The organism is Streptomyces sp. NPDC006283 (genome assembly GCF_040613325.1).
In the GTDB taxonomy this organism is placed as follows: Bacteria; Actinomycetota; Actinomycetes; order Streptomycetales; family Streptomycetaceae; genus Streptomyces.
The window spans coordinates 1-3866 of the sequence record NZ_JBEXRZ010000363.1; the positions used below are offsets into that span (position 1 = coordinate 1).

Annotated in this window: 2 protein-coding genes; one reads left to right on the forward strand and one right to left on the reverse strand. The window is 68.5% G+C overall.

Translation table 11 applies throughout. The features are described from left to right. Positions 1-107: 107 nt before the first annotated feature. Positions 108-548, reverse strand: a complete 441-nt coding sequence (locus tag ABZ070_RS35900) for a DUF3052 domain-containing protein (protein ID WP_356640238.1) — start codon at positions 546-548, stop codon at positions 108-110. Positions 549-997: 449 nt separating this feature from the next. On the opposite strand from ABZ070_RS35900, the gene aceE reads away from it, so the two are divergent. Further along, the gene (gene aceE / locus ABZ070_RS35905; RefSeq protein ID WP_356640240.1) at positions 998-3730 is read left to right on the forward strand and encodes a pyruvate dehydrogenase (acetyl-transferring), homodimeric type; all 2733 of its coding nucleotides are present in this window, start codon (positions 998-1000) and stop codon (positions 3728-3730) included. Positions 3731-3866 lie beyond the last annotated feature (136 nt).

Below are 3866 nucleotides of genomic sequence, written 5' to 3' on the forward strand. Positions count from 1 at the left end.
CGCCCGCGACCTCGCCGCGGCCGCCGTCGACGGCGTCGTGGTGCTCCTCTACGCCGCGCTGCTGTGGAGCTACGACCCCCAGCTCACCGTCTTCGCGGCTCGGCGGCTCAGCGCTTCCCCGTCTTGGCCCCCTTGGGGGTGACCAGCCGACTGCCACTCCAGTCCTTGCCGGCGGTGATGCTCTTGGTCTGGGAGAGACCCGCGGTCTGGGCGGCCTCATTGATGTCGCTGGGCTCGACGTAGCCGTCACGGCCGGTCTTGGGGGTCATCAGCCAGACGACCCCGCCCTCGTCGATCAGACCGATGGCGTCCACCAGTGCGTCGGTGAGGTCCCCGTCCTCGTCGCGGAACCACAGCACGACGACGTCGGCGACGTCGTCGTAGTCCTCGTCGACGAGTTCCTGGCCGGTAACGGCCTCGATGCCCTCACGGAGCTCCTGCTCGACGTCGTCGTCGTAGCCGATCTCCTGGACCACTTGTCCGGGCTCGAACCCCAGCCTCGCTGCCGGGTTGGTCCGCTCCTCCGCGTGGTCCGCGGTCGCGCTCACGGCTTGCCTCCTGATCGTTTTCGGAAATGCTTCGGCCGCGCGCGTACGCGCGGCATTGGCCGTAGTCCACACGGGCGGGGCGGATCGCGCAAGTACCCGGCCGCCCGGACCGCCGAAACGGTGACGTTTGCGGCCGTCTCGGCGCAACTCCAGGCAAGCTCGAGGCCCCACCGCGATGGTGGCTACTCACTTCGGCCGCCTACGCGGCATTCCTACCCTTTCACATCTCAATCGGAACCGAACGACCGAACGAAACGCTTGACCGGGTCGGGCGTAAGGTTGCGATTTGGCCCGGCTCTCACCCGCGGTTGTGCCGCGGTTGTGACCGGATGTCTCGGGGAACAAGGGTTACCTCTCAGTAGAGATGACGTAGGCCCTCCCGCGGTACACGATGGGAGGCGGTGCGACAGCTTTGCCGACCCAGTACCCCCGAACAGCGAAGGAACAGCGTGGCTTCCGGATCCGATCGCAACCCGATCATCATTGGCGGCCTTCCCAGCCAGGTCCCGGACTTCGATCCTGAAGAGACCCAGGAGTGGCTGGACTCCCTGGACGCCGCCGTCGACGAGCGGGGCCGGGAGCGGGCCCGCTATCTCATGCTGCGCCTGATCGAGCGGGCGCGCGAGAAGCGCGTGGCCGTGCCCGAGATGCGCAGCACGGACTACGTCAACACCATCGCGACCAAGGACGAGCCGTTCTTCCCCGGCAACGAGGAGATCGAGCGCAAGATCCTCAACGCGACCCGGTGGAACGCCGCGGTGATGGTCTCCCGGGCGCAGCGCCCCGGCATCGGCGTCGGCGGCCACATCGCCACCTTCGCCTCCTCGGCCTCGCTCTACGACGTGGGCTTCAACCACTTCTTCCGCGGCAAGGACGACGGCAAGGGAGGCGACCAGATCTTCTTCCAGGGGCACGCCTCCCCCGGCATCTACGCCCGCGCCTTCATGCTGGACCGGCTGAGCGAGCAGCAGTTGGACGGCTTCCGCCAGGAGAAGTCGAAGGAGCCGTACGGGCTGTCCAGCTACCCGCATCCGCGGTCGATGCCGGACTTCTGGGAGTTCCCGACGGTCTCCATGGGCCTCGGCCCGCTGGGCGCCATCTACCAGGCGCGCATGAACCGCTACATGGAGGCGCGCGGCATCGCGGACACCTCCGAGTCGCATGTTTGGGCCTACCTGGGCGACGGCGAGATGGACGAGCCGGAGTCGCTGGGCCAGCTGTCCATCGCCGCCCGTGAGGGCCTGGACAACCTGACCTTCGTGGTCAACTGCAACCTGCAGCGCCTCGACGGCCCGGTCCGTGGCAACGGCAAGATCATCCAGGAGCTGGAGTCCCAGTTCCGCGGCGCCGGCTGGAACGTCATCAAGCTGGTGTGGGACCGCACCTGGGACCCGCTGCTCGCCCAGGACCGCGACGGTGTGCTGGTCAACAAGCTGAACACCACGCCCGACGGGCAGTTCCAGACGTACGCGACGGAGACCGGTGCGTACATCCGCGAGCACTTCTTCGGCGGCGACCAGCGGCTGCGCGCCATGGTCGAGAACATGACCGACGAGCAGATCCTGCACCTGGGCCGCGGCGGTCACGACCACCGCAAGGTCTTCGCGGCCTACACGGCGGCCAAGGCGCACAAGGGCCAGCCGACGGTGATCCTCGCGCAGACCATCAAGGGCTGGACGCTGGGCCCGAACTTCGAGGGCCGCAACGCCACGCACCAGATGAAGAAGCTGACGGTCGACGACCTGAAGCGCTTCCGCGACCGGCTGCACATCCCGATCACGGACCAGCAGCTCGAGTCCGGGCCTCCGCCGTACTACCACCCGGGCCGCGACTCCGAAGAGATCCAGTACATGCACGACCACCGCAAGGCCTGCGGCGGTTATGTGCCGACGCGGATCGTGCGGGCGAAGCCGCTGGAGCTCCCCGAGGACAAGACGTACGCGGCTGTGAAGAAGGGTTCCGGGCAGCAGTCGATCGCCACCACCATGGCGTTCGTCCGGCTGCTGAAGGACCTCATGCGGGACAAGGAGATCGGCAAGCGGTTCGTGCTGATCGCGCCCGACGAGTACCGCACTTTCGGAATGGACTCGTTCTTCCCGAGTGCGAAGATTTACAACCCGCTTGGGCAGCAGTACGAGGCCGTGGACCGCGAGCTGCTGCTCGCGTACAAGGAGTCGCCGACCGGTCAGATGCTGCACGACGGCATCTCGGAGGCCGGCTGCACGGCCTCGCTGATCGCCGCCGGTTCCGCGTACGCCACGCACGGCGAGCCGCTGATCCCGGTGTACGTCTTCTACTCGATGTTCGGCTTCCAGCGGACCGGCGACCAGTTCTGGCAGATGGCCGACCAGCTGGCGCGCGGCTTCGTGCTCGGCGCGACCGCAGGCCGTACGACGCTGACCGGCGAGGGCCTGCAGCACGCGGACGGCCACTCGCAGCTGCTCGCCTCGACGAACCCGGCCTGCGTCGCCTACGACCCGGCGTTCGGCTTCGAGATCGCGCACATCGTCAAGGACGGTCTGCGCCGGATGTACGGCCCCGAGGCCGAGGACGTCTTCTACTACCTCACCGTCTACAACGAGCCGATCCAGCATCCCGCGGAGCCGGCCGACGTGGACGTCGAAGGCATCCTGGCGGGCATCCACCGCTTCAAGCAGGGCGAGCAGGGCTCCATCCCGGCGCAGATCATGGCGTCGGGCGTGGCCGTTCCGTGGGCCGTCGAGGCGCAGCGGATCCTCGCGCAGGACTGGAACGTGCGCGCCGACGTGTGGTCGGCGACGTCGTGGAACGAGCTGCGCCGCGAGGCGGTCGAGGTGGAGCGGCACAATCTGCTGCACCCCGAGGAGGAGCAGCGCGTGCCGTACGTGACGCGCAAGCTGTCCGGCTCGCAGGGCCCGTTCGTCGCGGTCTCCGACTGGATGCGTTCGGTGCCCGACCAGATTTCCCGCTGGGTGCCCGGCACCTACCAGTCGCTGGGCGCGGACGGCTTCGGCTTCGCGGACACCCGCGGCGCAGCCCGCCGTTTCTTCCACATCGACGCCCAGTCGATCGTGCTGGCGGTGCTCACCGAGCTGGCGCGCGAGGGGAAGGTCGACCGCAGCGTGCTCAAGCAGGCCGTGGACCGCTACCAGCTGCTCGACGTGGCGGCGGCCGACCCGGGCCCGGCCGGCGGCGACGCATAGCATCACAGCCCGGTGAACGGCGGCGGACCCCGACCCGGAGTGAAGGGGAACGGGAAGAGGAACCCGAACCGGTACGGAAGGAGACGGCTGCTCCCGACCGGCGCGGCCCTGACGAGCGCGGTCCCGGGAGACACGG